The organism is Neorhizobium sp. DAR64860/K0K1 (assembly GCF_050500205.1).
GTDB classification, from domain to species: domain Bacteria; phylum Pseudomonadota; class Alphaproteobacteria; order Rhizobiales; family Rhizobiaceae; genus Neorhizobium; species Neorhizobium soli.
Window position 1 is genome coordinate 151,175 of record NZ_CP191460.1, and the last position, 26,143, is coordinate 177,317.

The 26,143-nt window shown below is 57.0% G+C and carries 21 protein-coding genes and 1 pseudogene; 11 read left to right on the forward strand and 11 right to left on the reverse strand.

Features of this window, described 5'->3' with window-relative positions; genetic code table 11:
• Window positions 1-93 precede the first annotated feature (93 nt).
• The 7 genes and pseudogenes from ACQY1J_RS22225 to ACQY1J_RS22255 all read right to left on the reverse strand — a co-directional run bounded on the left by ACQY1J_RS22225 (window position 94) and on the right by ACQY1J_RS22255 (window position 5,479).
• A pseudogene (locus tag ACQY1J_RS22225) lies at window positions 94-461 on the reverse strand (low affinity iron permease family protein).
• A 105-nt stretch (window positions 462-566) separates the two neighbouring features.
• Entirely contained in the window at window positions 567-1,445 is an 879-nt protein-coding gene (locus ACQY1J_RS22230) for a DUF72 domain-containing protein (RefSeq protein ID WP_430252049.1), read from the reverse strand.
• Between the two features lies 1 nt (window position 1,446).
• Entirely contained in the window at window positions 1,447-2,331 is an 885-nt protein-coding gene (locus ACQY1J_RS22235; RefSeq protein ID WP_430252051.1) for an NAD(P)H-hydrate dehydratase, read from the reverse strand.
• Window positions 2,332-2,336: 5 nt separating this feature from the next.
• Window positions 2,337-3,092, reverse strand: coding sequence for a histidine phosphatase family protein (locus tag ACQY1J_RS22240; RefSeq protein WP_430252053.1), 756 nt, complete (start codon window positions 3,090-3,092; stop codon window positions 2,337-2,339).
• A 245-nt stretch (window positions 3,093-3,337) separates the two neighbouring features.
• On the reverse strand, window positions 3,338-4,231 hold the full coding sequence (locus ACQY1J_RS22245) for a hypothetical protein (RefSeq protein ID WP_430252055.1): 894 nt from the start codon (window positions 4,229-4,231) through the stop codon (window positions 3,338-3,340).
• Complete coding sequence (locus ACQY1J_RS22250) at window positions 4,228-4,800, reverse strand: alpha/beta hydrolase (protein WP_430252500.1); 573 nt, start codon at window positions 4,798-4,800, stop codon at window positions 4,228-4,230. The genes ACQY1J_RS22245 and ACQY1J_RS22250 overlap by 4 nt, the downstream gene beginning before the upstream one ends.
• Window positions 4,801-5,305: 505 nt before the next feature.
• Window positions 5,306-5,479: a DUF3606 domain-containing protein gene (locus ACQY1J_RS22255; protein ID WP_430252057.1), complete on the reverse strand. Its 174-nt coding sequence runs from the start codon at window positions 5,477-5,479 to the stop codon at window positions 5,306-5,308.
• 229 nt (window positions 5,480-5,708) lie between these two features.
• Here ACQY1J_RS22255 and ACQY1J_RS22260 point away from each other — a divergent pair, with 229 nt between their 5' ends.
• The 4 genes from ACQY1J_RS22260 to ACQY1J_RS22275 all read left to right on the forward strand — a co-directional run bounded on the left by ACQY1J_RS22260 (window position 5,709) and on the right by ACQY1J_RS22275 (window position 9,333).
• Entirely contained in the window at window positions 5,709-6,617 is a 909-nt protein-coding gene (locus ACQY1J_RS22260; protein WP_430252059.1) for a Ku protein, read from the forward strand.
• A 10-nt stretch (window positions 6,618-6,627) separates the two neighbouring features.
• Window positions 6,628-7,437, forward strand: a complete 810-nt coding sequence (locus ACQY1J_RS22265) for a Ku protein (protein WP_430252061.1) — start codon at window positions 6,628-6,630, stop codon at window positions 7,435-7,437.
• Complete coding sequence (locus ACQY1J_RS22270; protein WP_430252063.1) at window positions 7,434-7,802, forward strand: hypothetical protein; 369 nt, start codon at window positions 7,434-7,436, stop codon at window positions 7,800-7,802. Before ACQY1J_RS22265 ends, ACQY1J_RS22270 begins: the two co-directional genes overlap by 4 nt.
• Window positions 7,803-8,607: 805 nt before the next feature.
• Window positions 8,608-9,333, forward strand: coding sequence for a hypothetical protein (locus tag ACQY1J_RS22275; protein WP_430252065.1), 726 nt, complete (start codon window positions 8,608-8,610; stop codon window positions 9,331-9,333).
• Window positions 9,334-9,996: 663 nt separating this feature from the next.
• Here ACQY1J_RS22275 and ACQY1J_RS22280 read toward each other — a convergent pair.
• The 4 genes from ACQY1J_RS22280 to ACQY1J_RS22295 form a co-directional block, all read right to left on the reverse strand.
• Complete coding sequence (locus tag ACQY1J_RS22280) at window positions 9,997-11,328, reverse strand: hypothetical protein (RefSeq protein ID WP_430252067.1); 1,332 nt, start codon at window positions 11,326-11,328, stop codon at window positions 9,997-9,999.
• A gap of 86 nt (window positions 11,329-11,414) precedes the next feature.
• Window positions 11,415-11,987, reverse strand: coding sequence for a hypothetical protein (locus ACQY1J_RS22285; protein ID WP_430252069.1), 573 nt, complete (start codon window positions 11,985-11,987; stop codon window positions 11,415-11,417).
• A gap of 95 nt (window positions 11,988-12,082) precedes the next feature.
• The gene (locus ACQY1J_RS22290) at window positions 12,083-13,402 is read right to left on the reverse strand and encodes a hypothetical protein (RefSeq protein ID WP_430252071.1); all 1,320 of its coding nucleotides are present in this window, start codon (window positions 13,400-13,402) and stop codon (window positions 12,083-12,085) included.
• On the reverse strand, window positions 13,389-14,612 hold the full coding sequence (locus ACQY1J_RS22295; RefSeq protein ID WP_430252073.1) for a hypothetical protein: 1,224 nt from the start codon (window positions 14,610-14,612) through the stop codon (window positions 13,389-13,391). Before ACQY1J_RS22295 ends, ACQY1J_RS22290 begins: the two co-directional genes overlap by 14 nt.
• A gap of 307 nt (window positions 14,613-14,919) precedes the next feature.
• Here ACQY1J_RS22295 and ACQY1J_RS22300 point away from each other — a divergent pair, with 307 nt between their 5' ends.
• The 7 genes from ACQY1J_RS22300 (at window position 14,920) to ACQY1J_RS22330 (ending at window position 26,143) form a co-directional block, all read left to right on the forward strand.
• Window positions 14,920-15,084, forward strand: coding sequence for a ribbon-helix-helix protein, CopG family (locus ACQY1J_RS22300; protein WP_127653349.1), 165 nt, complete (start codon window positions 14,920-14,922; stop codon window positions 15,082-15,084).
• Window positions 15,081-16,580 (forward strand): DNA cytosine methyltransferase, encoded by a 1,500-nt coding sequence (locus ACQY1J_RS22305; protein WP_430252075.1) that lies wholly within the window; start codon window positions 15,081-15,083, stop codon window positions 16,578-16,580. The genes ACQY1J_RS22300 and ACQY1J_RS22305 overlap by 4 nt, the downstream gene beginning before the upstream one ends.
• A complete protein-coding gene (locus tag ACQY1J_RS22310) occupies window positions 16,549-18,246 on the forward strand; it encodes an McrB family protein (RefSeq protein ID WP_430252077.1) in 1,698 nt (565 codons plus the stop codon). Before ACQY1J_RS22305 ends, ACQY1J_RS22310 begins: the two co-directional genes overlap by 32 nt.
• Window positions 18,247-18,250: 4 nt before the next feature.
• On the forward strand, window positions 18,251-19,918 hold the full coding sequence (locus ACQY1J_RS22315; protein WP_430252079.1) for a DUF2357 domain-containing protein: 1,668 nt from the start codon (window positions 18,251-18,253) through the stop codon (window positions 19,916-19,918).
• Complete coding sequence (locus ACQY1J_RS22320; protein WP_430252081.1) at window positions 19,918-20,391, forward strand: very short patch repair endonuclease; 474 nt, start codon at window positions 19,918-19,920, stop codon at window positions 20,389-20,391. Before ACQY1J_RS22315 ends, ACQY1J_RS22320 begins: the two co-directional genes overlap by 1 nt.
• A gap of 365 nt (window positions 20,392-20,756) precedes the next feature.
• Window positions 20,757-22,940 (forward strand): UvrD-helicase domain-containing protein, encoded by a 2,184-nt coding sequence (locus ACQY1J_RS22325; RefSeq protein WP_430252083.1) that lies wholly within the window; start codon window positions 20,757-20,759, stop codon window positions 22,938-22,940.
• Entirely contained in the window at window positions 22,922-26,143 is a 3,222-nt protein-coding gene (locus tag ACQY1J_RS22330; RefSeq protein WP_430252085.1) for a helicase, read from the forward strand. The genes ACQY1J_RS22325 and ACQY1J_RS22330 overlap by 19 nt, the downstream gene beginning before the upstream one ends.

The window sequence follows — 26,143 nt, forward strand, 5'->3', positions numbered from 1 at the left end:
GATTGTGTTCGTTCGTTCGTTGCCGGCCGAGCGGTGTACGTTGCGTGGACCCCCGCCATCAATACGGGATCGCTGCGCCGTCCACGACCCCCGTCAGTCGGGCGCCGTCAGGCTTTTTCTCTTCTGCTTAACCGCGGCGACGTCCTCGACTGTTCGGCCTTTTCGTCCAATGACTGGCTCATCTCCTTAAATTGTTGCTCGTCAAGCTTTTTTTTAATGCCGACAAACTTGTTCTGAGCCTGCAATGTGAGGATCAGTTCGTCAAGCTTGCCTGAAGCGCCTCCGTTACAGTTTTGGGACTTCTGCGAGGCTAACACCATCAAGAAGGTGATGATCGTCGTACCGGTATTCATCACGAGCTGCCATGTCTCGGAGTAGCCAAGAAAGGGCCCGATACGGCCCGGATGAGCACGAGGGCGACGGCAAGCACAAACGTCACTGGCTTCAGAAAGATCTGCAATCGCGGTGCCGAAACGCGAGAAGAACTTTGTCGCTCATAATGACTCTGATGCATAGTTATGGACGCGCCCGCCTTTCCATGTCCTGTCCCGACAATAGGCCGGTCGCTAGCTGCCTGCCGCAAGCATCTCAGATAGTCGCTTGGCGTTTTTGATCGAACTTCCGTCCCGGTCGTTGTTGAAGTAGATCCAGACCGTCTTGGCGCCACTCTGCTGGATGCGCTTGGCCCATACCGTTAGCTCGGCATCGCTGTAGTCGTGGCGATACCACTGCTGGGTGCCGTGAAAGCGCACATAGATATCATCACTTGTGCGCACGAGTTCGTCTGGCAGCCGCGGCCCACTGCAGGAGCAGAAGATCGCCCCAGCCGACGTAAAGGCGGCGTAGACATCCTCGTTCCACCAACTTTTATGGCGGAACTCAACGACGTTGCGATGCCTTGGATCAAGCTGCGACAAGATCAAATGCAGCATGTCAGGCGAATAGCGTACGCTTGGTGGAAGCTGGAAGAGGAAGCATCCCATTTGAGGCCCCAGCAGGTCGGCGATATAGCCGAAATCCTTCACGAGTTCCTGTGTGTCCTCGAACCGCTTGATGTGCGTGATGAGCTCGCACACCTTGATCGTATAGACGAAGCCAGGAATGGCCTGACGTATCCAGGTTTTGACCGCCGCAATTGTTGGCCACGAGTAGAATGGCGCGTTGAGCTCGACGGTCGCGAAATTATCCTGGTAGATTGAGAACAGCTGATTTGAAGGCGTACCGGTCGGATAGAACTTGCCTTTCCAGTGCCAGTAGTACCATCCGGAACAACCGATATGAATCTTGCCAGTGGCGTCATCCGGCGCCGGAGTGGCCGGGGCACTTGAAAGGCGGGCGAGATGCATTTTGGCCGCTCGGATCACATTGGCATCGCGCTGCTTTTGCCGGCGTTCGACGCGTCGGGCTCTTCGTTCCTCGATCTCTTCCGCAGTGGGCTCTACCATTTCATTCGTCGGACCTACAGCACAGCTCGGACAGGAGCTCTGGGATACCGTCGGGAATTTCGCGCGCTAAAAAACCCAGTGGACCGACGCTTTCCGAGAGTTGAGAACCTGCCTCGCCGTGGAGGAAAACGCCCCAGATCGCTGCTGTCACCGGGTCGGCGCCACGGGCTGCCAGTCCGGTTATGATGCCGGCGAGTACGTCGCCGGAGCCGGATGTCGCGAGCCCCACACCACCGCCTTCGTAGCGCCAATGTCCACTCGGCGCGGTGACGATCGTCTGGCTTCCCTTCATGACCACCACCAACCCAAATTCGTCCGTCAGCCGGGCAGCAGCTGATCTCGGATCGGCCTCGACGACCGCCCTCTCGATCCCCAGCAAGTTGGCCATCTCGCCTGCATGGGGTGTGACGATTACGCGCCCGGAACGCCTTCGAAGACCATCGCCTTGCTCCCTGATTTCAGGCAGGGCTCCAGCATCCACCACGATGACTGACTCGGTCTTGCTATCCAGCAGATACTTCAGGATGTCGTAGCAATCCCGCTCCTCCACCATACCGGGGCCTACGAGGAGCGCGTTTGCCGCTGCCCATCTCGAGGCGGCAGATGCTACCGGTCGGAACTGCAATCCACCCGCTGACGTTTCCGGCAGGTCGATAACCATCGCCTCCGGCATCGCCACTGCAAGCGCGGCGGCGCGGCTTTCAACTGTCGCAATCTGAAGCTTGCCAGATCCGGCCCGCATCGCACCTAGAGCTGCGAGAAGAAGCGCTCCGGGCACTTCTCTGCTTCCGCCAATAATGCACACCCGACCGCGCTCTTCCTTGCTGCCTTCTGCAGGTTGAGGGAGCGGCAGGCTTCGAAGAAGGTCGCGGTCGATGATCTGCATCTCCATCACCGGGCAGCAACATTTGCGTCTTTTTCAGCGGTCACAGGCGCCCCTGCCTCAACCAAGGGCGCTACAAAGTTATAACGCGTCAGGACCAGGCCGCCGCCGACCTCGGTATCAGGCTCAGTCACGTATTCGGTAACACCGCAGTTCGACACGTCCGCCTGCTGATCGATTTCAAGGATCTGCTCCTCGGTGAGATTTTCGATGATGTATCGCATGCAGAGAACCACAACCTGATGCGCGACGATCAGGACGCTCCGATCGGCGTAATGCAGGCTGATAGTATCGAGCATGCTTCGCAGTCGAAGGATCACATCGCACCAGCTCTCACCGGCCGGCGGTCGATGATAGAACTTTCCCAGGATGCGGCGGAACTCGGCTTGGTCTGGATAGAGCTCTTCGATGCCTCGCCGCGTCAGCCGATCGAGGATGCCAAACTCCTTTTCCCGCAGCCGCTCATCGGTGCTGACAGTGAGTTGTGGCCGCACCCTGAGCTGCCGAGCGATCGTATCCGCCGTGCTCAAAGCGCGCTTGTAGGGCGACGCCACAATAACGTCTGGCTGCTCAGGCAGAGCTGCAAACCACGCCCCCAGCGCCTCGGATTGCTGTTGGCCAAGCGGACTTAGTGGGACGTCGACGTCCCGGTCCGCGATTTCGATGCGTGTATAGCCTGCAAGATCCGCAGCATCGCGGGCAACATTTCCAGCACTTTCGCCATGCCGTACGATCCAGATCCGCTTTGGCCAGTTCTGCTTCATGTCATCCTATTTAGATCAGAGGCTCAGTTTATCTTGAACGCGGGTGGGACGCGTTGTTTCCCGTAGCGAAGAACCCAAGTGTCCCTAAATAGTTCCGCTGTAGCAATCGCCAGTCGGTAGCGGCGCTCCGAGCATGGGAAATCCACCCATGGCTTTTCCCGATCCCGTGAGGATTCGCACCCCCTTGGCACAAATGGCTCGCGAGCCGAAAACGCCTTTGCCACGTTTGAACGGCGTAAAGGGCGTCATCGCCGCGGCTCGCAGCACCACCGGAACTCCGATTTCCGTCGTTCGCGAGATTTGGCGACCCTTCTTGCTTCTCTGAGCTCGTCGAGTGTCGGGTTCCACCATCCCCGGAGCCGCTCGTATTCTCCGGGCTCTGACCTTGCTGGCCATGTATGGACGAGTTCATCAAGAGTGGAGGGTCTCCACCCGGCCCACACATGCTCTTCAGTCGCCGCCGGATGATGTTCCGCGATCTGTTCCGGATCCACGATCTCGCCTGACACATCCGTGATGACGACGATCCCATACGCTGCCGTGGCCACCGGCCGGCCAACTGGCGGGAGGTCGTCGCTCGATACCGCTAATCTGCGCTTCTTTCGTTCGCTGGTCCGACGCCTGGCTTTGGCTTCGTCCTCTGTCCCCCTGCGGGCCTCGGCACGCTTCCGGCGTTCTTCGGGCTCTGACCGTTTCGCGGCTTCCTCGATCGTCTCCCAGCGGTGTTGGAGATCATCGTATGAAGCGAACGGGATTTCCCAGACTTTGTCGTCACCGTTCCATCGCGCGAATGGTACCTGCCGAAGCTCATCGACAACCGTTCTGGAATACGGTGTCCTTATGCGGAAACCGCTGTCGAACACTTGCAGGTACGGGCTCGGGATCGGCTCGAACTCGAAAGCATCGCGGCCGCGCTCCTCGTCATAAGGTTTCCGGCGGTCGGCTTCCGTCGAGAGCCACCGGTCGATGCGTTTTCGAGCCGTCCCGCCGGGCACTGTCCAGGCCTGAAGGCGGTCGCTCCACCTGGCGTTTGCGAAGGTCTCCCTGAAACGGGCGACCGTCATCCGGTCGAACGCAAAGGAAACCGTCTCCTGTGGTGGGCGGTCTGCCTCGTCCCGTTTCTGGTGGTCATCGGTCATGGAAGAAGAACGTTCCGACCGCTGTCGAGTTTCGGCCAAAGCAGGATCTTCTTCAGAAAAGACAGCGCTTTTTGAGCGCCGGTGCTGGAAATCGTGTGTCCGGCGCCCTGTTCAACATCGAGCTCGACTTTGAAGCCGGCTGTTGCGAGCTGCGCGGCCGCGAGCCGCGAGGCCATGGGAGGGATGGTGGTGTCGTTTTCGCCATGGACCAGAAGCACCGGCGTACTCTTGCTTGCGGGCGAAACCGGCTGTGGAGGAAGCAGGCCGGAGAACGCGACCAGTGCGCCGACCTTCCACCTTCCCGAGGCAACGGCGTCGAGCGCGACGATGGCGCCTTGCGAGACGCCGACGAAGGCGATCCGATCATGGGCGTCCGCAAACCCTTCCCGATGGACGACGTCGTTCATAAGTCCGTCGAATGCTTCTCTGGCGGTTTGGATACGCTCCGGATCGAGGGGATTGCCCTCCGTGCTGAACCACTGATGTCCGTACTTGTGATGCATCGGGGCGTCTGGAGCGACGAAACGCGTCCCAGGAGGGCTAACGCGCCAGGGCGAAGCAAGCGGCATGAGTTGCGCGCCTGAGGCACCGATCCCATGCAGGAATATGATCAAAGTTTTATCGGACAAGGGTTCTCGCTTTCGGGCTCTGACATGCCGAGGGCGCTCGACCCGTCATGGGGAGCGCCCTCGTTCACCCGGACGGCCGCGACCACGCGAAAATAATTTCGCGGTGCGGCTGTCGTTGGTTTCGGGTGGTAGTCCCTAAATGAGGATTGCAAAGACGATCTTCAAGATCGCGTCCAGGCGCAGCTTCGTCACCGCCAGAGGCTTTTCGACCGAGCATCGCGCGTGGCGACATGGACGAGAACGGCCGTCGATAGAAGTATGGTGGAGACGAGAGCGGCGATCGAAAGAAGACCCCCGCTGGAGATATCGACGCTTGCGCGCAAACCCCCATTCTTCGTGAAGCTGATCTCGACTTCCGCCCGTTGACGGTCGCCGTGTGTCGGAGTTGATCCTGCGCGAGCGTCAATCGCTGAGCTCGCGACGCTTTTATCGAGCGTTTGATCCATCAACCTTTTAGATCCGCTTCGACCTTCTTGCGGCTGTTGCCGACCTTTTTGACGGCGTCTTTCACTTCACCTTTCGAGGCGCCTTCCTTCTTCGCTTCGTATCGGACCTCATGATCCTGTCCTCCTGCGACCTTCGCTCTGTCCTGCGCCCGGCCGCGTGTTGTGGTGGCCATGTCGATATCTCCTTGCTGGCTACGTGGTCCAGCCCCTAAACGTTTGATGATTCACGTTGTTCCTCGCCTGAGGCGTCGACGATCGCATCCTCCGGAGGTGCCTGCCGATGCAGCCGGACTCAAATTGGCAACAAACGGCGCTAAGCCATTGAAAAATGATTCGTTTCGAGTCGGAACGAATCACTTCGCCGGAACTTGATTCGCCAGTAGCGATTCGGGAGTAACGGGTATGGCGAGTGGACACAGGGCCCAATGGAAGGGCTTCATCAAGTTCGGGGAAGTCTCTTGCGGAGCGGCACTCTACACAGCAGCGAGTACCTCGGACAGGATCACATTCAACACGATCAACAAGGCCACTGGCAACCGTGTCAACCGCGTCTTCATCGACGGTGAAACCGAAGATCCTGTCCCGAAGGAGCTGCAGACCAAGGGCTTCGAAATCGAAAATGGTCAATACATCATCATCGATCCGGACGAGGTCGCAGCTACGATCCCGGAATCCAACAAGACCCTTGAGATCGAAGCGTTCATTCCCTGCTCTGATGTCGATGACGTCTACTTCGACAAGCCCTACTACCTGACACCGGACAAAATGGGCGGCGACGCCTTCGTTGCCCTACGGGACGGGATGCGGAAGTCGAAGGTTGCCGCTATCGCCCGCACCGTTCTGTTCCGGCGCATGCGCACCGTCCTCATCCGGCCTCACGGCAAAGGCTTGATCGCAACAACGCTCAACTACGACTATGAAGTCCGCTCGTCGAAGAAGGCGTTCGAGGGAATGCCCAAGCTGAAGATCGAGGGCGAGATGCTGGATCTCGCCAAGCATATCATCAGCACCAAGAAGGGTGATTTCGATCCGGCCACGTTCGACGATCGATACGAAGCTGCACTTGCCGATCTCGTGAAGGCGAAGATGGAAGGCCGATCCCTGCCGAAGCTAAAGAAGGTTGAGGTGTCGAAGCCCAACGACCTGCTTGCTGCCCTGCGCGAAAGCGCCGGCATGCTAAAGGCCGCCGACGACAAACCGAAGCGCACTGCGGCCAATGCCAACAAGGGCGCGGGTCGGCAGCGCGCCGCGCGCGGAGCGGCTGCGAAGGCCGCCTCCTCCAAGGCTGCTCCGCAGCGCAAGGCGAGCTAGGGGATCAGTCATGGCGCGTCCCTACTGGAAAGGCTATCTGAAGCTTTCGCTCGTGACCTGCCCGGTCAACATGAGCCCGGCGACGTCGGAATCGGAGAAAGTACGGTTTCACACGCTCAATAAGGAGACCGGCAACCGGGTAGTCTCCCAATATATCGATTCCGTCACGGCCAAGCCCGTCAAGGACGAGAACGAGGCCAAGGGCTACGCCCGCGGCGAGAACGACTACGTGATCCTGACGGACGACGACCTCGACCGGGTGGCGCTCGACACCGTCAAAACGATCGACATCGAGAAGTTCGCTCCGGCGGAATCGATCGAATGGGTCTACCTGGAGAAGCCGCACTACCTCATGCCGGACGACGCCGTCGGCAATGAGGCGTTCGCGGTCATCCGGGATGCGATGAAGGCCGACAAGGTCGTCGGAATATCGAAGCTCGTTGTCGGTCGACGCGAGAAGGCGGTCGTGCTCGAGCCGCGGGACGAAGGCATCGTTCTGTGGTCCCTGCGTTTCGGCGACGAGGTACGTCCAGAGGAGGCATACTTCGAAGATATCGACGAAGAGGCCGATCCCGATCTGGTGCCGCTTGTGCAGCAACTGATCAAGAAAAAGACGAAGCGCTGGTCACCCGACATGGTCAGCGATCCTATCCAGGAAAGTCTTCTCAAGCTGATCGAGGAGAAGAAGAAGGCCCTGAAGCCGAAAAAGAAAACCGCGAAGGCAAAAGACGCTCCGGCCCCGGCTTCCAACGTCATCAACATCATGGACGCCCTGCGCAAGAGCGTCGCCGACGAACTGAAAAGCAGGAAGGCTGGATGATGTCGAACGGCGAAATTCAGCTCTGCGAGCCGGCACCCTTCCTGTACTTTGAGAACGGTCAGATGGCCGTGACCGACGGCGCATCCGTCTGGCTTGTGATCGTCACCTGCGAAGCCATAAAGGCGACAGCACGCCCGCCGGAAATGTCGCTTCGGCGGCTCGTTCGTTTCGCAGAGTATTATCGCGACCTGGCCGCAGCGGCGATCCGCCGAGGCGAAGACATCGAAGGCAAGGTCTGGGTGACGGAGGCGGCGGTCCTTTCGTCGCCACGGACATTTGGGCTGCACAGCGAACCGATCTCGTCGCGACGTCGTTCGCCACGCGGAATCCGGCAGGAGCCGGCCCATGCCAGCCACGGTGCATGAATACAAAGGATATCGTATCGCGATCTACAGTCCGAGTTCGCATTTCGCCGTGATCACCGCGCCCGGAAGCAACCGAGTCCTTGATCTCCAGGAGAAGCAGCCTCGGGCAACCGTGGTCGAGGGGCCACTTGTTTGCCTGGATCGAGCCGAAACGTTGGTAGACGGGCTCGTCGCAGGAGAATCAACGGTGACGACGCCCGGGTAGTGCATGCAGAGGCAAGAAGGCGCGACAAGGACCCATCAGGGCGACAGGCATTCCTCGCAGATGCCGTAACAGTCTTCGTCCGTCGAGGCGGGCCGTCCGCAACAGGCGCATGGGGACGTAGCTGGATCAGCCGAAAGCGTCTCCGGCGGTAGGATTTCGATTTCGGCGTCTGCGAAGAGGTGAACGGTGTCGTCTTCCATCTCGATGCTCCGGGTCGAGGATCACGACTCGAGATAGTTATGCCGGCGGCGATCTGAAGACGGACGTCTTGGTGTGGCCGTCTGCGAAGTTGGGACTTACGCCTTTATGCTCGCTTTGATGGTAATCGAACCGATGGTACGGGTTCGATTTCTCGCAAGTTTTTGTTTTCCGCAGAATTTGACATGGCTTTCATTTTTTTGAAGACACACCGCGCCTGACTGTGCGCGATCATATTGTTGTCGCGTTGTTGGGTCCCTGGAAGCCTATGACGCACGACAACATGACGTGGGCTTTAGTCCTCGTTAACTGGCGGCTGACTAATAAGAAGATCGTTACAATCGCGACTTTTTCGTACAGAGACATATAGGGTCTAAATTGTCTGCTAACCCACACCCACCGATGCATCGACTCGAGGTACGTCTGCCCACCATCAGGTCACCAGAGATCCGTGAAATCGCAGAGACGTTGATTCAATCTGTCAGAACCCAGGCCGACCTATATGCGTCCCTCCTTTTCTTGGAAAAGCTCTCGGCGAACGAAAGTGGGAAAAGTCTCTTCTCTGAGGCAGTTGTCAGCATCAGCAATAATTTCCCGACTGGCATATTCACGTCGACGACAACAATCGATGAACTGGTAGCACGCATCCGAAGCGATGAATTCGCGGCGGAGACACGCAATCGCATGGTCGTGTCTTTTACTTCGATGTTCGAGGCTGCTGTGGTTGCGGCGATGCACCATTTCAATGTCCAGAATCCGACCGGTGGCGCAAAATATCCCGACTTCGATGGCGGGATCTACGATACAAAAATCATCAACATGTGGCTGAAACTGTATCGTGAAACACTAGCCACCTTACCGAGCGAACAGTATTTTACACCGGCTGTTTCCACGCATGCCGCGCGGTATTGGACGAACCTCTACAAGGCCCGAAATCAGATAGTCCACGCGGGCGGCATAGCGAAGGAGGATCAGGCTTCGATAGATGGGCGGCCATGGGGCGCAACTGCAATCGGCCAATCCATAAGGACGGAACACAACAAGATTGACGATATAATCCAGTTTTTCGACAACTCCTTCGGGCATTTTCTCTATGATCTGGGGGAATATCAAAGCGCCACGCCTTAGGCCCAATATGACCATGGTTGGGAATGGCCACCCGTGTTTCCATGGTCACATTCGTGAGTACGGCAGACTGAGAGTGGAGCTGCATATCCTCGAATGGTCCGGGAAGAATCTCGTCCTCAGACCATTCGCGAGACTGACCGCAGTTTCTGTCGTTTTGCATTTAGTCGTAAGATTCCAGTCCTAACAGTTTCAACAAGATAGCCCGGCACTTAATTTGAGACTTGGCATCTTTGAGATTCCGGTTTCACTTTTGGCACTTAATGTGAGATTCGCCGCAGGGGAAAAGTCGGTGGCCTAAGGCCAAGCTTCCATCAGAAAATATATTCGATTACAGATGCTTATCGCCGAACCGGAAGGCGTAAGGCTTGGAAAATCACACCGAATAATCTCAAATTAGGTGCCATGAACATCCGGAACGGGCGCATTCTCACAATCAAATGCCAAACGACATCTATTACGAAGATCGCGATTCAAATGGCTTTCGGCTTTGAAGGCGCCAGTGCGATGCCCGCTGTTCCTGAAAACCACGCGGCTGAGGCCTATTGATGAGAATGGAGAGCATATGTAGATCGCGTCGATCCGAAATCACCGCAGCCATAACGAAAAACCCCTGGCCAATTTTGGTTTTGATCGGCGGATCGAACTGCAGCTTTAACTGCGTCACTAAGGCAATAATAGAAGGGCCTTGTACCGTTCTGCTTTGGCTTCCACGGTGAAGGATGGAATGCCGTTCTCTTCGAAGACAGAATGTACCATGATCCCATCAGCGGGATTGGACAGGTTGCCCATCGTGTTTTCTCCAACTTCCACTTTCTGGTAAGCGTCAACACGTTGATAAACGTAATAGCCGCTCAAATCGAGACTCTGTCCTTCGCCGTTGAAAAGCCGCATCGCTGGCTGCTCGGTGCTCACGTTTCCGTCGAAAACACTCATCGTAGGCAACCGCAGCCGGCTCCCACCTGCACGTTTCTCCCGTTTGAGATAGCGAGGGCCGAAAATGGGCTGGATGAAATGCGTTATTGAACTTGCGTCTCCAGTTGTCGTGACCGAGCACTGGTAGAGCAAGATGATATCGACAGGATCATCTGGGAACTCGGTAAAGTACCAGTTTGCCCACTCAACGCATTTGGAGATCAATGCCGTATTGGAGAGCCGCAATACAATCATCCTGTAGCATTCAGGATCGTCCGTTTTTGTATGCTTGCTGAGATTGCTGCACCCTTTCCGGATAGCGTCCTCGAAGTTCTTCTGTTCGTTAACAGCAATCGGGGCCATCACCCTGCACCCAGAACTCAATCCGAACGAGCTTAGCGGGCCATATTGCTCCTCCAGGTTTCGTAGGAGTATTGCGTAAGGGTTGTTGACGCTAGCGGGTGTTTCATTCGACGAGAGCTTCGACAGGCAGTTTGCGATGTCAGAATTCAAATCCGAAAACAGGCGAGTGCTCATTGGGGTAGCCGCCAGCACGGTGACTTCCAGGTCATTAAAGTTTGTCTCTCGAAGCTGAGACTGAAAGTCGTCATCCAACGCTTTTGCCTGTAAGCGAAACTCTCGCTCGGGCGTGGACATCCCGTGGTTTTTTATGGAAACAAATATTCGGGTTCCGTCTGACAGGAAGAGTGTTCCGTCAAAGCCTGGCATGGCACCCCGCGCCGGCTCGACCCGGCAGGAATCCTGTCGAAACAGGTTGAGCGCGACAATCTCGAAGAGAGCTCCTGCGGATTGGCCTTCATCACCAGTTTTGATGTTGCGCACCTGACCCCGAAGCCAAGCCGGAGAGTCGCGCCGAAAACGCTCGACCGCGTCCCCAAAAATCAAAAGCTCATTGGTGGATAGCGCATCCTGCCGGCGCCACAACTTTTGCAAGGGGTGCCCCCCCACAGCGTTCAGCCAGCCTTCGTCGAACTGATCAGCAATCGCCTGGAGCTTGGCATTCAACTGCTCGCGGTCGATCGCGACAACGTTCTGGCGGTTAGCGAGGAAATCTTTCGGCATTGCGGAACCTACCCCAGGGCTGTTTTGACAGGAGCTGCGCTTGAGCCGTCAAGCCGCTGGACTATACGCAGCGAAAAAAGCCGCACTCACAGTACCGTTTGATTAATCGCACCGTGCATCGAACCTGCGACAAACTCAATGCGCGGCAGGCCGAGGGCATCATAAACTTCACGATTGACAATATTAATGACAAGATTGAACGCTTCGGCCAATTCTGAAAACGATGCATTCAAGCTGGTTGCAGTTTCTTTGGTTAGATGGGCGGAAACCTTGCTGCCCGCCACGATACAGAGCGCAAGAAGTGACTCCGCGCGAACTGGGGAGATCCCCGGCCAGTTTTTCGTCACTTGCGATACTGTAAGCGACGAGAGCCCCAGATCCGCCATTTGTAGGTCGTCAGCGTGATATCGCGCTGGCTGGACTGCCTGGAGGGTTCCACCCGATGCGGTGATGCCGAGAAAAAAAAGTAACCCGCGAGACACGAGAACAGCAGCATCCGCCAGCGAATGCGTCAAGAAGCGCTGGTCAGAGATGCGGATCTCAAGGCTGGACGTCACCACTCTAAGTGACCCCACATGTTCCAGCGCTGGACCAAGATCAATAAACGCCTGCATCTCGCGTAGTCTCGCAGGAATTCTGTAATTCAAGATATCTGACAAATTACTTTCCTTAAGACCCAACCGCTTTCCATGCAAAGCCCTGTGACCCGACAACCAGAGCAGCGCAATAACCCTGGTTGGAGCGCCTGTTTCCTTCAGTAGAGCTGCAGCGCAGGTCGATCATACCGCAAAGGATTCGGTGCCTGAGCTGCAGGTAGACCGAACGCGAGCCTTTGCATACAGGGCAGGCACAGATCGGTGAGTGTCATCAGCACGACGGGGTTGAGGAGCTCCCTATTCGAAAGATGGAACTCAGTCTCCTTGTTGTGCACGATTGAGCACCGGACTTGATAGATAATTCTGGGGAGCGCCGTCCGGAGCTCGCCCGCGTTGTTGACGTGCAACACCTCATTTCGCTTCTTAACCGTCAGACGCCGCATGAACTCCTGGAACGGCTGCTCCAAGAAATCCACACGCTGAAACAGGCCCGTGAACTTAGTGTCAACGAAATCGGCGAGTGTCAGGCCGCCGATTACGATGTCCCAGGAAGTCCTGAACAGTTGAGTAAGGTGATCCAGCTCCTTCTTCTCGACCGCAAGCTCCATCTGCTTAAAGTGGCGTATGCCGAAAAATGTACCGACGTTCCCGTTAGCGACTTTGGCTATCTGTGCTCGTATCATATAATTTTCGAGGACGTGATAGCTGCTCAATATCGTATCGAGCACCGTCGTTCGGCCGTTGATCTCACCCAGGATCTCGAATGGTTCTGAGAATTGACTGTATTCGTTAACGGTCGTCAACGTCTCTGCGATTCCTACGAGCGCAGTTGAGCCGGGGGCGATGATCGCATTTGTAAGGCGATATCCATTCAAGAGGAGGTGATATTTTACATAGGATTGCCGTCGAGCTCCGTCATTCATCGAGGAGATTATCCATCGCCTCCCACTCATGTCGCCGGCATGTTGGCCGACCAAGAGCGTTGCGCAGGCCGTCATCACTCTCGGGACGGTATGGGCAGTGACCGGGCTGCTCTGTGTCAGGTCGATAAATGCAAAGGATTCCGTGAGATGATTAGGTCTTTCATAGATGTATAACTGGATCCGCCGATCGTCATGTGCGAAGGCCTCCAAGTCTGTGACTTCGCTGATATTGAGTTGATTGATTTCGGCGGGCGCCGGGTCGTCTAACGCATCCAAGTCGATAAGGTTGGCTAAGTCCAGGAAAATTGGAAGGTTCACTGCCTTCGGAAAGATAGACGCGAGGGGGAGCTGCGGGGGAAGGCCGTCCAGGAAAGACTTGACCTGTTCAGCGTAGTCATCGTCTTCCTCCAGGAATAAATCGGTGGCCCGGGACGCGAGTTCCGATGCGGCGAAGATGATGTTGTTGTTGGCATCCAGAATATCGTTCGGCAGTATCGTTTCGTCTGCCGTCAAGGCGTCAGAGATTATCTCGATAATATTCTCACGCAGCGTCATTGTCACCCTCTCCGATCTCCCCCCATTGGATCGGGCCATCATCCCTGCCCTCGAGAAACTGCCGGGTCGCGTTATACACTTCGCGCTTGTTCACGTTTCCGATGTTGACCTTTGATAACTCGAGATTGTTGCGCCACCGTTCAAAGTCATCAAGATTTAGACTAGAGATAAATTGAGGCATCTTTGCCTCAAAATCCTTGAGTGCCTTTACCTTGCCTGCCGCTCCTTTTTCAGCGAGCGATCCGATGGCTCCGAAAATTCCGACAAGAACGACTTCCCTACCTAACCAGCGGACACCGACGTCTGTTCGGAGGCTTTGATCAAGTACGGAGATGGCATGCGCAAACGCTCGTAGAACCTGATCGTCGACATCCAGGAGGGTTTCATCCGGCTCTCTCTCTCCTGGAAACGCTTGGTCGGCCGAATATTCTGCGTTGGTCGTTACGAGCGCCCCATCAAGCAACGAAACGAATGCGGAGATCAGGTGGGCAAAATGATATTCGCCCGGTTTGCGGCCCTTGCTGTAGCTGATGGAAGATTTATCTTTTTCGCGGTAAACCACGCCCGGTGCAAGCTCGGCCTGTAGCTTCTCGAACCGGCTCCAAAAGATTAATTCGATCTGGTGTTTGATATTAACAGATTTGTGGCCAGCATTGAGCACGAGCATTTTCTGAATCTGCGCGGCTTCCGAGAGTCCGAACCATACCTCCAACCAGATGGTATTACGTTCAAAAAGAAAATCCCGCCCATTGCCCTCGCGATGTGCTCCAAGCGCTTTCTGAAAAATCTGCGGATTGATACCTTTCTTGCGGAGATTATTTGCTTGCTGCCGTGCAAGTTGAGGTACGTTCAGCGAGGTATTGTCTTCAAAGTCGTTCTCAATGAAGACAACGGTATCCCATATCTCCTTCAAACGATGGCTGCGCTGCAATCCGTCAAGGACCTTGAAATCTGCGGAAAGGTCGAATTCTTCCTGTGAGGATAGATCAGGAGGAATCTCGCCTCCCACCAGAACAATGGGCGGTATGTGACGCTGCGCCGAAAGAGTATCCCAAAGATTGTCGAGAAACCTGTTCGTGACAATGCCGCGTTGAATGTAGAACTCGCGAAAGTTTTCCGGTAGGCCATCTACATAATCAGCGAGGGATGCCTTGCAAAGCAAGCATGTGGCATCTCCCTCGCGGAACTTGTCCAAAATCTTTAACTTCATATTTTTCCCTGACCCATTACAGGCTGATCACTTTACCGGACCCCATCTAAGAGAAATCAGTATCATATAGCTTTGACCAATTGGTTAAATGCACGCGCGAGTTGATCAGCGCATAGGCCACAGGGACCTTCTCTTCATTGCAAAATATTAAACTGTTCCCTATACGTTCACAGTGATTTGGCGGTCCACAGGAATATGGAGGCGTGATGATGCAATGTGCACCACTTTGGCATAGCTTCGGTGACAACTGCACCCGGTATGATTCATGCAAGCTCCAGTTCATAAGAAAACCGTCAGGACGTCGGTAATGCTTCCGGAAGCGGTTCATAACCGCATCCAGTCGCTTGCAGATGCCAGTGATGTTTCAGCCGCGTGGGTTATCCGTGCGGCAGTCATGCAGTTTCTCGCGGAGCACGGTGAAGAGACGAACCTCCCGCTGCGTCTTCCGAGATCGAAAGAGGATGTGAGATGAGCGCGGAAACGATTCGTCAGAAAATCGCCCGACTACAGGCTGGTGGCAAACCGCGACTTCTAGACCTCTTTTCCGGATGCGGTGGCCTTTCACTCGGCTTTCATTCGATCGGCTTTTCAGTTCGTGCTGCCGTTGAGTTCGACCCGGACGCAGCGCGTTCCCATGGTCTGAACTTTCACGGGGGAGACGCGCGTCACAGCAAGGCACGCGACATCATCAATACGCATCCTGAAGATCTCGTTGCAGAGCTCAGTCTGGGACCGGTCCAGGATGCGTTCGACATTCTCGTTGGCGGCCCGCCATGTCAGGCATTCGCACGTGTCGGCCGTCCGAAGCTCCGTGAGATCGATGCTCACCCGCAGGCTTTCCGCCACGACCCGCGCGCGCGTCTGTATCAGGAATATCTGCGTTACGTCGATGCGTTCAAACCTTTGGTTGTTGTGGTGGAGAACGTTCCGGATGTGCTGAACCATGGGGGCCAGAACATTGCCGAGGAGATCTGCGAGGTTCTCGAGGATAAAGGATACGTCTGCGGCTATACACTGCTGAACGCGGCTTTCTATGGCGTGCCGCAGATGCGGGAACGTATGTTCCTGATTGCTTATCGTCGCGAAGTCTCCGAAAAGATATCATTCCCGGACCCGACAAACTGGCTGGTCCTTCCTCCGGGTTATGAGGGATCCCGAGCAGTTGCGCTCAAGGTGCTCAACGGCCACCTTTCGTCAGCCCATGACTATCTCGAACCCCCGTCTGCGCTCCCCTCGCTGCCCGCGGCAGTCACCGTCGAACAAGCGATCGGAGATCTTCCGCGCATCGATGCCCGCAGCAAACTCGCCTCAGGAGAACTGCGGCGTGGCGCGCGCCGCATGGATGAGACAATCCCTTACGACCGGCGACAGAAGATATCGGCATACGCGAAGCTGATGAGGTCCTGGCCGGGCTTCGAAGCGCCGCAAGACGGGCTGCGCGACCACGTCATCCGCTACCTGCCCAGAGACTACCCTCTGTTTGCTCGTCTTAACCCCGGCGATCAATATCCGCAGGCATGGCAGCACGCGATGAACATGTTCAATGAGAAACTGGCTGATCTCAAAAAGGCCGGGAAACAAATCGCCGAGGGATCTCCTGAATATGAGAGCCTGAGGGACGCGATCGTTCCACCCTATGACGCATCGAAGTTTCCGAACAAGTGGCGCAAGATGTGGAGCGATCAGCCGGCCAGAACCCTGATGGCTCATCTGGGCAAGGACAGCTACAGCCATATCCACTATGACAGCGAGCAGGCACGTACGATCTCAGTGCGTGAAGCTGCCCGATTGCAGTCGTTCCCGGATGGATTTGTCTTCAGCGGTACCATGAACCCGAGTTTCAAACAGATTGGAAATGCCGTACCTCCCCTGATGGCAAGAGCACTTGCTGCCCGGATCATGGAGACCTTGTGTCCGAGTCAGAAAGAAAGCCTTGATGGATATCCGAGAGCGGCAGCAGCAGTATAAGGACGCAGTTCAGGCCTTTCCGGGCATGACGAAAGGCACACGCGTAGCCGACGCATTTGGTGTTTCGAACAGCGCCAAGATTGTCGGCGGAGCGCTGTTTGCCTTCAACATCAATCTCGCTTCCTACAGCGCGGCATATGACCAGATAGCGGTCCATTGTTTGCTTCGCTTCCCGCCGGAAGACGAGATCTATTTCACGATCTTCGTGAAGAACGATCTTCCAGTCCTCGAAGCTCGGCTTGAAGAGATGCGTGCCTCAGGCAGCTCAAAGCCGAGAAACTCCGGCCAGAAAAGCGTTGCCGATGAGGACGAGCCTGTCGAGGAGGGCATCGCAAACGAAGAGCCGGTCGCTGCCACCGCTCCAGACACTCTGGATTACACTGACAACAACAAGAATGTGAAAGGCTACATCGCCAGCGACGGGCGTCTTTATCTTCGCAATAAAGGCTATTGGGATACGATGCCAGCTGATCTCTCAACGATCAGCAAGCCTGTCGCAATTGATCGCATCGTCTTTGCCATATGGCCGCCGGCAGCATCTGCCAGCCGGGGCCTTATGGCTCGCGAACTGATCGGGTATCTCGGCAACCTGATCGGGCGTGAGAAAATCCATGAGTTACGCGTGTGGGCAGACATGGATGCCGTCAGCGCCGACATGCAGCGCATGCCAACTGCTTTGTCTCTCAAGGAGATCGAGGACGCAGTTGCCGCCGCGGGTGGTCACTATCCCGACGGAGAAATTTCGCGCTTCCACGGCGCTATGAATTTCTTGTCCTCTAAGCATTTTGTCATCCTGTCCGGATTGTCCGGTTCAGGGAAAACCCGCCTGGCAATCCAGTATGCCCATGCCGTCCACGGACTATCTGGCAAGGAGAGCCGCGATCCGTTTCTGTTCATTTGCCCGGTGAGGCCGGAGTGGACGGATCCGACGGGCCTGACCGGTTATTACGACGTACTATCGAACCGATATATGATCCCCCCGTTTCTTGAGGCGGTTCTCCTGGCGACAGCACATCGAGATTCGCCGGTCTTCGTCGTCCTTGACGAAATGAATCTCGCTCGGGTCGAGTACTACCTTTCCGATGTTCTTTCCGCAGTGGAAAGTGGCGAAAAAATCCGCCTTCATTCAAGCGGCGTGCCGCTGGAAGGCTCAAACGGCACGCCGGTTCCTGCCGCACTTGAACTCCCGTCGAACCTCTACATTGCCGGCACGATCAACGTCGATGAAACAACCAATCCTGTCAGCGACAAAGTACTGGACCGGGCCATCGTGATCGACATGTCCAACGTCGATCTCCCGGGCTTTTTTGATGCCCTTGTGAAACGCGAACCCTCTCTGACCGACGCGCGAGCGGCCTGCGAGGAGGTGCTTGGTCAGGCGAGGACAATCCTTGCCGCGCACGGATTGGGCTTCGGCTATCGCGTTGCTGAAGAAGTCGTGCGCTACCATACCTTCGCAGAGAAGCATCTGAACCCGGCTCCGAACTCTGTTATCGACGATCTGATGGTTCAGAAAATTCTGGTCAAACTGCGCGGCGGTGAGGGTCAGCGCCCGATGCTGACGGGACTGACAAAAGCTCTTGCAGGACTTCCGCGCTCTCAGACCTTCCTGACGAAGCTTCTTTCAGATCTGGACGAGTACGGGGCCTTCCAGGCGAACAGGTAGCCAGATGGAAGCCCTGCTCATAAGAGACGAAAAAACCGGCGCTGAATGGCGCGTCTGGCCAGATCCCGAGGCCATACCGGCGGGATCGATTCACGAAACCGGCTCCTACCTCTTCGAACTCACCGGAGCTGAGCACGCGGATACAGCGGATCTCCTTATTGACGAGGTGAGGCTGGAGGCTTTGCGCGCTCCGGCACCCGACTCCGCGCGGTGGCGATGGCCGCCGGGATTCCAGGCCGGGCTGGTAGAAGCTGAGCTTCGTCTTTCAGGTCGCTCACCTCGCCGTTTCGAAATCACCACTGATCCTGATCTGCGCAAGCTGACGCGAGACGACTTCGATGCGATGGTTCGCGAAATCCTCGACGATACGTTCGCCCTTTTTTCGCTGAGCAGCTTCAGAAAGGGGATCGCAAGGGGGAACGGCGTCCGCCCACCGGCGATAGCAAGGCTTGAATTCCTTCGGTCGCGCATTGAGGAACTGGAGACCATCGTCGCTGCGATTGCACGCAGTCCAAGGCGGATCCTGAAGGCGCAGGATCGGAATGTCGCACACTATCAGGCGACGCGGGCAACGGGCCCCGAAATCCTGCGGTCCTTCCAATCAGGACCGGTTCTGAGAGAGACGACGAATACGACGCGCCTGCCGGCCGCTCTGAAAGGTTTTCTTCCAGCTCAGATCCGTATCCGCCAGCGCCAGAGTTCTCTTGATCTTCCGGAACATCGGCAGATGGCCGCCTGTCTTCGCGCCTGGACGGCATGGCTGACGGTAGCGGCCGAGCAACTGGACAAAGGTGGCCGCGAGCGCGGTACCGAGGTGGGCAGGGAAGCGAGCGCCTGGGCGAGGCGTTGCAGGCGTCTTGCAAGACGGCTCAGCCAGCTCGGGACGTCCGCACCATTCGTTGAGGCTGGAGACGCTCCTCCGCGTCTGACGATTTCGGCTCTGTTTCGGAACGACCCGTCCTATCGCCGCTTCTATCGGCTCTGGCAGGACATGAATCTCGGCATCGCCGCAATCTTCGGTGACTTCCTGAACCTGCCGCTGGCGCGAACCTTCGAGCTGTACGAACTCTGGTGTTTTCTGCGGCTCGTGCGCGCCGCGACGCTGGAATTCGGAGACGAGAGCGTCGCAGTTCAGGATCTCTTTATCACCGATGCGTCGGGAGGGCTCACTCTTGCAGCCGGCGCGGTCACCGTCTCTGTCGGCGATAGCTGGCAGCTATGCTTCCAGAAACAATATCGCGAATTCTGGCTCGAGCCGGATCGGCGCGGATCTTACAGCCGCACCATGACGCCTGACATCGTCGCCGCTCGAAACGCGGCGGCTGACGGCGGCCGGGGCAGGATGATCGTTCTCGATGCTAAATACAGGGTCGCCGACGGGCTGAACGATGCTTTGACATCAATTCACACTTATCGTGACGCGCTGGTTCAGGAAGCTGAGGCAGGAGACGTCAAAGGAATTGTCAGCGCAGCCTATCTGCTCACGCCTGATATGCCGGTTATCGGAAGCACCTACCGCTCGACCGCTATGCCCGGCCGGCTGTTTCATCCCCAGTATCGGGCCGGCTTCCGATTCGGAGCAATGACTTTGAAGCCGGGCATGGCTATGTCAGATCTGGCCGCAGCCCTCCGACTCATCATCGCCGACGCTTCGTCAGAGGAGCCTGCATAATGGATGTTCTGACGAAGGAACAACGCCGTCTGAACATGAGCCGCATCCGCGGTCGGGACACAAAACCTGAATTGCTGCTGCGCAAAGAGCTGCATGCGCGAGGCTACCGCTTCAGGGTGAACGTGACCGGTCTTCCCGGCCGCCCGGATATTGTTTTTCCGAAGTACGGAGCTGTCATTCAGGTCAACGGATGCTTCTGGCACGGCCACGACTGTCATCTGTTCAGGATGCCTTCTTCGCGTCAGGATTTCTGGGCGGAGAAGATTTCGTCAAATCGTGAACGTGACAGACGGACCAACCAAGCTCTTTCCGACGCCGGGTGGCGTGTCCTCACGGTTTGGGAGTGTTCCATGAAGGGAGTTAAGCGCAGGCCGCTTAGCGACGTTCTTACTTGTTGCGAGGCTTTTCTTCAAGAACCAAAATGCGAGCTTTCCAGCATAGGGGCCACATCAACATTTTCTGCCACTGGCTAAGGCAAACAACGCCATCGCCCTTAAATTATATTAAATTTACCTCACATTGTTTAGCAAAGGTCCGCAAGAAAGCTATGGACGTCGAAAGGCTTTTCTTCCGGTCAAACCTTGTTGGTTAAATTGAAAAGAAGACGGACAAGCAATGCTCATGCACTGCCGTGCATCTGCAAGCGTTTGGCTGGCTATCAGAGTTATTCCGAAAAAATCTGTCTCAACAGGTCGTGGAGAGCTTACAGTTTTTCAACTTTAGTTGCTTTATGACTAAGGGTGATGCACTTTTTAGGAGGTGGTGGGCGATGACTTCGAATCACAGGTCGTGGCTGATTCAACTACGTTTAATGGGGCAGCCTGCATACGGGGGGTAAATGAGTACGGTTCGTGTCGCCGTTCGTCAGGCGGGCCAGATTGTTGATACGATAGACCGGCCGTTGCGTGAAACCGCCGGCGTACCGGCGGTAGTCTACCGCCGCAAACTTTGGCGCATAATCGACGGGCTTATCGACCTTGACGAGCCATCACTCGACAGATCGGGAGCCGAAGCCCCTATATTTACGGCCGGGGCGGGAGCAGCAAGCCGAATGGTGCTGATCGAGCAGCCGGATGATACCAATACGCGTCAGGAAATCATCAACGCACCGGCCGCGGCCCGCATGATCGTAGAAGCGGGGCCGGGTATGGGCAAGACTGAGCTCGCTGCACGTCGGCTGGCCAGCCTTATCCGTAACGAACTCTCGCCGGCACAGATCCTGGTGCTCAGCTTCTCTCGAAGCGCGGTCAGAACCCTGACCAGCCGTCTTAGCGGGATCGATGAGACAGATCCGCGCGTCTTGGAAGAATTGCGCCATCTTTCTGTGCGCACATTCGATTCATGGGCCTTTCGGATGCTGAGACTGCTTGGAGAAGCACCACGCATCCTGCTGACACGAAGCCACGATTCTAACATCGCTGCGCTGACTAAGTTGGCCGCTGGCCCACGGCGCGACGACATTCGTCGCTTCATGGGTGATCGGCGACACCTCATTGTGGACGAGTTTCAGGACCTTCCCGGTGTCCGTGGAGATCTCGTCCTCACTCTCCTGTCGCTTCTCGCTCCCCCGAACCACGAAGGATGTGGGTTCACTATCCTCGGCGATCCAGCACAAGCTATCTTTGGTTTTGCGCGTGGAGTTCGCGAGGACGGAGCACCATTCCCTTCACCTCATGAATATTGGCAGCAGGTTTCAGTGACTTACGGCGGCCAACTCGTCGAAAAGAGGCTGGCGCGCAACTTTCGTGCCGATCCGCCGCTCGCGCGCATGTCGGCTGAATTGCGCAGTGTGCTCGTAAGCAGCATGTCGGAGAACGAGAAGCTGCGTCACATGCTTGCGGCCGTAGCTGCGCTGCCGGAACCTTCGCGGCCCCTCGGACGCGATCTGCTCGAGGCTACCACCGGTGGCAGTCGGGCCATATTGACCCAAACCAACGGAGAGGCGCTGAGGGTGCTCCGGGCGCTGTATGGCACGGACCCAGAACCTAGTGCGATACCCGTGAGGTTGCACGCCGGCAGCCACGCGATGTTGCCACCGGCATGGATTGGCGGCTTGCTGAGAAAGCTGCGTTCCACTTCCTTGCCGCGTACTCAGTTTGCGAGGATTCATGCGCTCCTGAAGAAGCTGTGGGGCGAAGAGGCTTGCCTTCGGTTGGGTCTGCCGGACGAAGAGGTCGCCTGGGGTCGATTGGCACAGGCAAGCGGAGCGGCCAAAGATGCGACCGCCATCGACGTCGGCCAGCTTCGCGAACGTTTGGCGTGGCCCGATGCATTCCCGGATGACCAGCCGCTCGCCCAGGATGGTGTGATTGTCACCACCGTCCATCAATCAAAGGGCATGGAGTTCGACGCCGTCACACTTCTTGAACTTTCGGATGTTGGTAACCGGGAAAGCGATGAAGAGGCCGACAACGCGAGTGACGAAATGCAAGGTGAGCGCGCCAGCGTCGCCTACGTCGCCGTGACTCGGGCCGCCAAGTCTCTCGACCGCGCAAGCGCTGACCAGATTCTCCCGGCACCGGTACATTGGGAGTTCGCCGGCGGCCGCCGCCGCCTGTGCTCATGGCAGAGGAACTGGATCAACATGGAAATGGGGCTGCGCGGGGATGTCGATCCCATTGGTTTCGCCGACCCGACTCTCTTGGGTGGACCGGCTGGCGTCGAGGATCTACAGGCGTTTCTACTCTCCAACGCCGGAGCGCTCGCGGGCCAGAAGGTCATGCTTTGCAAGCAACCTGCGGATGGCAAAGCCGTGTGGCACATCTGCATCCAGGAGGGTACGAAACCTGGCCGGTTAATCGGCCGAACAGCTAATCAGCTTTCGCTCGATCTGCTGAGCGTTCTGCACAAGCGAGGTTTTCAGCTGCCGCGGATCATTATGAACCTCCGAATATCGTCCGTAGGAACCGTCACCTCCGATGGCGCCGTTTGCCTCGGTGAGCCTGAGAAAACAAGTGGGCTGTGGCTTGGCGTAGGCCTGTTCGGCACCGGGGATTTCCAAACATGGAAGGACAAGAAGTGACTCGCTACGATCACCGCCCGGTTCGCAGAGATCTGCTGCGCATTACAGAAGCTCTGCTCCTGGGACCTCTCCAAGCAGACGAAGAGATCTCTTCGGCACCCGTCGACACCTATCTCACCGGCATACTCTGGCCTGAAGGCGCAACGCTCGACGCGATCGAGGACGACCAGGATGATGGCGCGCCGAACGACATCGACGGCGAGACCGATGGCGGTGTGCCAGGCTATCGAGCCGTCCGCCCTTGTTCGATCGGACTCACGTTCTCCGCCGACGAGAACGCTACTGTAACCGTGTCGACAGCGTCGACGGCGCGATACAAGCCGATCGATCGTGAGCCTGCCGAAGGGGGCAAGAGACGCCGCCGGATGTGGTCAAGGCAGCAGCTTAATTATTTCTATGAGATCCAGCCCGGCGATACCGGCACTTGGCGCGTTCACGACTTCACCGGACCAGACAACACTCCTGTTCACGACCCGACAGTCAACCTCCATATTCGCCGCCGGCTCTCTGGAGGTCGACAGGTTCTGACGATCACCCTGATCAACAAAGCGCAGCCGACAGAAGATCGTCTGAGGGACGAATTCTGCCTTCTGCAGGCTGGCCTCAAGATTCAATCGATCACGCGCGAAGGTGTAGGGGCAATCCGCCCCCGGCAGACTTCGTTGCCTGCCGGCGCAGACGATGACGCCCGTTCCGCTGCGCTTCTCTACCGCGATGTGCTTGAATACGCGGTTGGACACGGTGTGGCGGTGATCTGGGAGCCGAGTTCAGATCAGCGGACAGGCTGGCTGGAAACGGCATGGATGCCAGTCGCAACCGTGAAAGGAATGAACGCATCTGGGCATCGGATGCTGAGAGAATTTCTTAGCCGACACCCGCAGACACTATCTGCTCAGTGGCTAGCCCAAGACGGGGACCGTAGCGAGGTCTTGGATGTTCTTCGTGGTTTTGCGGGCGTGTACGAAGAATGGATCCGCGAGGAGTTGGCTTCTCGAGTCGACAGCTTCTCTGGCGGCCTCCGGATCGCAGCTGAGCGGAACATGGATCTCTGCAGCGCGGCACTGAGGCGCTTAGAAGCGGGTGTCGATATGCTTGCCCGTGACATCCACGCCTGGAAAGCCTTCACGTTAGCTAACGCGGCAATGGACCGGCAGGGTCGTTTCCCGGCCAAGGGCGAACGCGCCGGGCCGCTTACCTGGAGGCCATTCCAGCTCGCATACATCCTTATGGTCTTACCGGGCCTGGTTGATCCGAGGGATCCGGACCGCGATCACGTCGATCTGCTCTGGTTTCCAACCGGCGGCGGGAAAACTGAAGCGTATCTGGGATTGACGGCCTTCCAAATCCTTCACCGCCGCCTCACTGACGCAGATCGACGCTCCGAAGGCGGCGTAGATGTGCTGATGCGGTATACCCTCCGGCTCCTGACCGTGCAGCAGTTCCAGCGCGCGGCAGCATTGATTTGCGCATGCGAGGCCATCCGGATTGAGCGCGACGATCTCGGCGAAGCGGCGATCTCCCTCGGTCTCTATGTCGGTGGGGACGCCACTCCAAACAGGGGTAGCGCAGCAATGGAAGCGCTCGATCTTGAACACGACGGTCAGAAGCCGAAGTCGACCCCCCGACAACTGTTAGAGTGCCCGGTCTGCGGTAACAGGCTTGGCGCCGATTGTTACCAACGGGCTCCAGACGACGCTGGCATAGATATCCGCTGCTCTAACGAAGACTGTGTGACCTACGGCGCGCCGCTGCCAGTGATAACGGTGGACGACTTCATCTACGACGCGCCGCCCAGCCTCTTGATAGGCACAATCGACAAGTTCGCTCAGCTTCCCCGCCGAAGCGACCTGCGGGTACTTTTTGGCCTTGATGGAGGCCTCCGACCTGGGCTGATTATTCAAGACGAATTGCATTTGATCTCTGGACCTCTCGGCTCGATGGCTGGTCTGTATGAGACCGTCGTGGACCTGCTCTGCACCGATGATGGTTTCCGCCCCAAAGTGATTGGTTCAACGGCGACGATCGGACAGGCAGGACGCCAGGTCAGGGCATTATTCGATCGTCCGGTGCTGCAGTTCCCACCGTCCGGCTTCGAGGCATCGGACTCTTTCTTCGCCGTCCGGGATGACCACGGGCCGGACCGGCTATATGTTGGCTTGTGCTCTGCCGGCCGAAGCCCGAAGTTTGCCCTTCAAGCGGCAGCCGCGGCGCTTCTTCAAGGCATCGGTCATCTGGTCAATACTGGAACTGATCCTGCGCTCGCTGATCCCTACTGGACGGCGGTTCTTTACTTCAACAGCCTTCGTGAACTCGGCGGCGCACACGTGCTTTTGCAGGACGACATTCCGCGCCAGATCTCTTTTATCGCGAGCCGCCTTGGCGGTCGTAGGCGCGTCCTGGAGACAGATGCAATCGAGCTGAGCAGCAGGGTATCATCCCGCGACCTCCCCGATTTCCTCGCGCAACTTGGAAATCCGCTTACAGATGGTAGCGATCCGTTCGAACCCGAGCCGCGTGATTCTGTCCTGGCGTCAAATATGATTTCCGTAGGTGTCGATGTTTCCCGACTTGGACTGATGCTGGTGAACGGACAGCCAAAGTCGACGGCAGAGTACATTCAGGCGAGCAGCCGAGTGGGCCGGGGCCTCGACGGTCTTGTAATGACTCTCTACAATTTCGGCCGTCCCCGGGACGTCTCTCACTTCGAGCACTTCCTCACTTATCACAGCGCACTATACCGAAGCGTGGAGGCGACCAGTGTCACTCCTTGGGCTCCCCGGGCGCGAGACAAAGCACTTCATGCTGTAATCGCGGCCGCAGTCCGGCACCTCACCGATGGTATGGGGGAGGACCAGGATGCAAAAGCCTTCGACCCCCAGGACAGAGAAGTCAGACGGCTAATTGGCGCCATATGCAAACGTGCGGTTTCTGCTTCCGACGGAATTGAGGGAGAAGACGCCGCTGAGGACATTGATGCCATTGTCGAAGAATGGGCGTCGAGAAGCCAAAGCGCTCAAGCTGCTGGAACTGACCTGCTCTACTGGAAACGGTCCGCGCCATTCGGGAGGACCAAGCCACATCTGATGCTGTCGGCTGAGGAGGGAGGACAACCGGGTTCGCTTGCCTGGGCAACCCCGAATTCTATGCGTGAGGTCGAACCCTCGACAGCTTTTGCCTTGAAATCGATCATCAGGAGGAACTGA